The 5233-nt window shown below is 70.0% G+C and carries 5 protein-coding genes, 1 tRNA gene and 2 pseudogenes; 2 read left to right on the forward strand and 6 right to left on the reverse strand.

The window, feature by feature from the left end:
* Positions 1–109, forward strand: a pseudogene (locus KTR66_RS24505) (IS5/IS1182 family transposase); the annotation flags it as partial.
* Positions 110–225: 116 nt separating this feature from the next.
* Here KTR66_RS24505 and KTR66_RS24510 read toward each other — a convergent pair.
* Both KTR66_RS24510 and KTR66_RS24515 read right to left on the reverse strand, forming a co-directional pair.
* Positions 226–2166 carry a bifunctional diguanylate cyclase/phosphodiesterase gene (locus KTR66_RS24510; RefSeq protein WP_213617382.1) on the reverse strand — a complete coding sequence of 647 codons (1941 nt, stop codon included), beginning with the start codon at positions 2164–2166 and terminating at the stop codon, positions 226–228.
* Positions 2166–2873: an ABC transporter substrate-binding protein gene (locus KTR66_RS24515; RefSeq protein ID WP_213617383.1), complete on the reverse strand. Its 708-nt coding sequence runs from the start codon at positions 2871–2873 to the stop codon at positions 2166–2168. Before KTR66_RS24515 ends, KTR66_RS24510 begins: the two co-directional genes overlap by 1 nt.
* Positions 2874–2989: 116 nt before the next feature.
* Here KTR66_RS24515 and KTR66_RS24520 point away from each other — a divergent pair, with 116 nt between their 5' ends.
* Entirely contained in the window at positions 2990–3862 is an 873-nt protein-coding gene (locus tag KTR66_RS24520; RefSeq protein ID WP_213617384.1) for a DMT family transporter, read from the forward strand.
* Positions 3863–4013: 151 nt separating this feature from the next.
* Here KTR66_RS24520 and nusG read toward each other — a convergent pair whose 3' ends face one another.
* The 4 genes and pseudogenes from nusG to tuf form a co-directional block, all read right to left on the reverse strand.
* Positions 4014–4550, reverse strand: coding sequence for a transcription termination/antitermination protein NusG (nusG, locus tag KTR66_RS24525; RefSeq protein WP_213617385.1), 537 nt, complete (start codon positions 4548–4550; stop codon positions 4014–4016).
* A gap of 57 nt (positions 4551–4607) precedes the next feature.
* A complete protein-coding gene (gene secE / locus KTR66_RS24530) occupies positions 4608–4799 on the reverse strand; it encodes a preprotein translocase subunit SecE (RefSeq protein WP_213617386.1) in 192 nt (63 codons plus the stop codon).
* A 153-nt stretch (positions 4800–4952) separates the two neighbouring features.
* A tRNA-Trp gene (locus KTR66_RS24535) sits at positions 4953–5029 on the reverse strand.
* Between the two features lie 77 nt (positions 5030–5106).
* Positions 5107–5233 (reverse strand): annotated as a pseudogene (gene tuf / locus KTR66_RS24540) (elongation factor Tu); the annotation flags it as partial.

Here is a 5233-nt window from a genome sequence, read left to right on the forward strand (position 1 = left end):
CATCGGACGGCTGAAGGACTGGCGCCGCATCCACACCCGATACGACAAGCTCGCCGCCAACTTCGCATCAGCCGTCGCCATCGCCGCCATCCTCCTCGGATGGACATGAATGAGTCTGGAGCCTAGGGCAGATCGCGTTCAGATGGAAACATCTGAACGCGTGAAGATGCTCTGAAAACAACAGCCTAGAGCCTGCGAAGTGAGCGCAAGCGAACGCAGCATGCTCTAGGCCGCGTCCAGCCGCCCGCCCGTCCGCGCCGGTGGCGGCATCAGCAGGCGGGCCTGCTCGGCCGGCAAGGGCCGCCCAAGGAGCCAGCCCTGCCCCATGTCACAGCCCAGCCGGACCAGGAATTCCACGTCGAGCTGCTCCTCGATCCCCTCGGCCACCACCGGCAGGCCCAGGCTCTCGCCCAGCCCGATCACCGCCGCCACGATCTTGCGCGCCCCCGCATCGGAGGCCATGGCCCGGACGAAGCCGTTATCCACCTTGATGACGTCGAAGGGCAGCGCCTGCAGCTCCCGCAGCCCCGAATGCCCGGTGCCGAAATCATCGAGGGCGAGGCGCACGCCCATCGCCTTCAGCTCGCTCAGCATGGCGTGCCCCTGGCGCAGGTCGCCCAGCAGCGCGCCCTCGGTCAGCTCCAGCTGAAGGCGCCCGGGCGCGAGCCCCGTCTCCTCCAGGATCTGTGCCACCTGGCGGGGCAGATCGGCCTCGGTCAGGTGCAGCGGCGAGAGGTTGAAGGAGAGCGTCACGGGCTCCGGCCAGCCCGCCGCCTCGCGGCAGGCGAGGCGCAGCAGGTGGTGCGTCAGCGGCACGATCAGGCCCGCCGCCTCGGCGATCGGAATGAACTCGGTGGGCGAGACGAAGCCCCGCATGGCGTGCGGCCAGCGCGCCAGCGCCTCGAAGCCCAGCAGCGCGCCGGAGGCGAGCTGGCGGATCGGCTGAAAATGGCAGGTCAGCACATCCTGGGCGAGCGCCTCGCGCAGCTCCGCCTCCAGGCGCATGGCACCGCGCCGCTTGCCCAGGCGCGGGTCCATCTCGGGCGTGAAGCGCCGGAAGCGGCCGCGACCCTCCGCCTTGGCGCGGTAGAGCGCGGAATCGGCGCGGCGCATCAGTTCCTCCGCATCGGTCGCATCCCCGGGTGCCAGCGCCACGCCGAGGCTGAGGCCGACGCGCACCTGCACCGTGCCCCCGCCCATCCCCGTGCCATCCGGATGCAGGGTGAAGGGCACGCGCACCACCCCCATCAGCCGCCGCGCCGCATCTTCCGCCGCGCCTTCCGGGTCGACCGGGTCGAGCAGGAGCATCAGCGCGAATTCATCCCCGCCGAGCCGCGCCACGATGCCCTGGCGCGCCACCTCGCAATCCAGCCGGTGGGCGATCTGCTTCAGCAACTCATCACCGGCGGCGTGCCCATAGGTGTCGTTCACCGGCTTGAAGCCATCGAGGTCGGCCAGCGCCAACATGATGGGCGCCCCGCAGGCGAAGGCCTCGACGAACTCGGCGCTCTCCAATGCCTCAGCGAGGCCGCGGCGATTGCGGATGCCGGTCAGCGGGTCGCGCATGGCGAGGTTGCGCGTCGCCTCCTCGGCCAGGCGGAAGCGGCGAAGCCGGCGGCGCAGCAATTGCAGCCCCAAGCCGCCCAGCGCGAGGCTGACCGAGACCGAGATCAGCCCCACCGTCCGGAACTGCGTCGCCGCCTCGTCAAAGACCGGGCGCTGATCCCAGGCGATGCTGACGCGTCCGACCAGCGCGCCATCGGCGCCGATGGCGGTGCGGGATATGACGGCGATCCCAGGCTCGCCCGGCACGGTTTCGTCCCGCCACCACTCGGGCCGGGCCGGGAAGTCCGTGCGCGCCCAGTCATGCACGACGAAGCCGTCGCTGCGCTCAAACCGCGCGGCCATCAGCGCCGGGTTGCGCGCGGCGATGGGCAGCAGCGCCGCATCCAGCGTGCCGCCGCGGTTGAAGCGCAGCGCGGGAGCGGCCATCGCCGTCAGCAGCTCGGTCTGCGCGGTCGCGGCGTCCCGGGCGCGGAGCACCTCTCGCTGCAGCACGCCCTGCGTGACGAGGTAGGAGCCGACCAGCTCCCCCGCCACCAGGCAGATGGCGCCCGCCAGGGCCACGCGCGCGTCGAGCGCGCTCCGCCCTCCGATTCGGGGCATCATGCGTCTCCCAGGATCGGGCGCAGCACCTGCGCCAGGCTCCCATCCGCCTCCAGGGCGAGATGGGCCTCGCGCAGCGCCGCCAGCGGCACATCCGGCGTATGCGGATGCAGGGCAAGCCATGCGGGCTCGGCCAGGACCGGCCGGCCAAGCCGGGCCTGCCGACCGAGATCCGCCCGAAGCGGCGCCAAGCCGCCGAACCAGGCTGGAACGTCACGCGTGCGCAGCGCGGCCAGCGCCTCCGCCCTTCCGGGCATGGGGACAAGGTTCCCGAAGCCCTCCCGCCGCAGGAAGGCTTCCTGCGGCGAGCCCTCGATCACCGCGATGCGTGGCAGGGCGCGCGCCGCCTCCAGCGTCTCGGGTGGCGGGAACTGCAAGGTGGCGAAACCGCAGGGATCGTCGAACAGCACCACGCCCCAGAGGAAGCGCCCCTCCCGCGCCGGGGTCCGGGCCAGCGGCGCGATGGCCGTGCCCGGCACCGATGCCGCACGCGCCTCCGCCTCCGCCCAGGGCAGGAAGCGAAAGACCACCTGCAGCCCGACCAGCCGGAAGAGCTCGGCCGAGAGGGTGAGCACGAAGCCGGGCTCCGGCCCATCGGCCATGGCATAGGGGCGCTGTTCCGCCGTCACCAGTTCGATGACACCACGGGCCCGCACGGCCGGCGCACAGAGAAGGAGTGGCGAGCCGATCAGCGCGCGGCGACGCATGGCGGATTCCTGCGTGACATGACGCAGGCAGGAAACACCGGGCGCGGTTAATGCCGGCTTGACGCCCCCGGCCGCGTGGTCTGGACGCGGGGCGCCGCGCGCCGCATCGTGCGGCGGTGTCCTCCACCGCGCCCACGCGAATCCTGCTCGGCATCCTCTTCATGCTGACGGCGGGCCTGCTCTTCCCGGTGATGGGCGGCTTCGCGAAGCTGCTCGGGCAGGATTATTCCTCGCTGCAGATCAGCTGGGCGCGCGCCTTCGGGCACATCCTGTTTCTCTCGGCGCTCTTCATGCCACGGATGGGGCTGTCGCTCTTCCGGACACGTCGGCCCGGGCTGCAGCTCTTCCGCTCGGCCATGCTGTTCACGTCCAACCTGAACTTCTTCTACGCGATCAGCTTCATCCCGCTGGCCAAGGCGGCTGCCATCAGCTTGGCCGCCCCACTCATCGTCGCGCTGCTGGCCTGGCCCATGCTGGGCGAGCGCACCACGCGCGGCCGCGTCATCGCGCTGCTCATCGGCTTCCTCGGCGTGCTGGTGGTGATCCGCCCCGGCACCGCGCTGTTCCACTGGGCCTCGATCTTCGTGCTGATCAGCGCCACGGCCTATGGCCTCTACCAGATCCTCACGCGCCGCATCGCGGGCATTGATCCGCCCGAGACCTCGGCCCTCTACTCCGCCTTCGTCGGCGGCTTCGGCATGTTCCTGGTGCTGCCCTTCGTCTGGATCGCGCCCGCCTCGCTCCTCGATGTCGGCCTGTTCTGCGGCGTCGCGATGCTGGGCGCGCTCGGCCATTACTGCGTGGCCCGCGCCTTCGGCTATGCGCCGGCGAACGTCCTCTCGCCCTTCCAGTATTTCCAGCTGCTGGGCTCGGTCGCGGTCGGCTGGCTGCTGTTCAGCGAATTCCCGGACGCGATGACCTGGGTGGGGGCCGCCATCATCGTGGGGGCCGGGCTCTATATCGGTTGGAGCCAGGCGCGGAAGCGGTGAGCGGCCTGCAGCTCACCGCCAAGCACGACAGCCCGGCCCCGCCGGGCGAGCCGCCCGCCTTCGGGAACCCGGATGATGAAAAGCCCGGCGCGAGTCCCGGCCTGGCCGAGCACGCACCGGGCGGAAAAAGCGGGCCCTGGGCCCCCGCGGTTCAGAGCTTCTCGACCTGCCCGTATTCGAGCTCGACCGGCGTCGAGCGGCCGAAGATCGAGACGCTGACCTTCAGGCGGCCCTTCTCCTCGTCCACCTCTTCCACCGTGCCGTTGAAGCTGGTGAAGGGGCCGTCAGAGACGCGCACCTGCTCGCCCACCTCGAAGAGCACGGCGGGGCGGCGCGGCTTCTCCGCACCCTCGACCATGGCGTTGACGATGCGCATCGCCTCGGCCTCGGTGATGGGCTGCGGCTTGTTGCGCGCGCCGAGGAAGCCCGTGACCTTCGGCGTGTCGCGCACCAGGTGCCAGGTGTCGTCGGTCATTTCCATCTTCACCAGCACATAGCCGGGGAAGAACTTGCGCTCCGTGTCCACCTTCTGGCCACGGCGCACCTCCACCACCTGCTCGGTGGGAACCAGGATGTCCTCGATCCGGTCGGCGAGACCCGATTGGGCGGCCTGCGCGCGAATCTGCTCGGCGATCTTCTTCTCGAAGCCCGAATAGACATGCACGACATACCAACGCTTATCGGCCATCGGCCAGAACCTCGCTTCACAATCCGGCGCCCGGGGGCGCGGTCACGTCAGAAGGGCTTAGAACCCGAAGATCCAGCTCATCGCGAACTGGATGATCTGGTCCACCACCAGGAAGAACAGCGCCGCGAGCGAGGACAGGGCCAGGACGAGGCCGGTCGTGATCAGCGTCTCGCGCCGCGACGGCCAGGTGACCTTCGCGACTTCCTGACGCACTTCCCGGGAGAACTGAACGGGATCGATCTTGGCCAAAATTCCGGTTTCCTGCTTTGCGCCGCTCGGCGTGCCCCCTGAAAGCATGTCGGCGGCCGTCTTGCAACGTGCCGCCACATCCAAGGTTCAGGGGAGGCCACCCGGCGCCCGCCCAAAGGGACCAGATGGGGGCGGCCTGATCGAAGAGAAAAGTGGCAGGGGCGGAGGGTCTCGAACCCACAACCTCCGGTTTTGGAGACCGGCACTCTAGCCAATTGAGCTACGCCCCTGCAGGGACGGGGGAACGCGTCAGCGCCACCCCGGCCCGAACCCTGATTGCCGCAGGCCGAAGCCTGCGTCAACGCAGTTACTTCGCGATGCTGGCGACGACGCCGGCGCCGACGGTGCGGCCACCTTCGCGGATCGCGAAGCGCAGGCCCTCATCCATCGCGATCGGCGCGATCAGCTCGACATCCATCGAGACATTGTCGCCC

Source organism: Roseococcus sp. SDR, from assembly GCF_019083995.1.
In the GTDB taxonomy this organism is placed as follows: domain Bacteria; phylum Pseudomonadota; class Alphaproteobacteria; order Acetobacterales; family Acetobacteraceae; genus Roseococcus.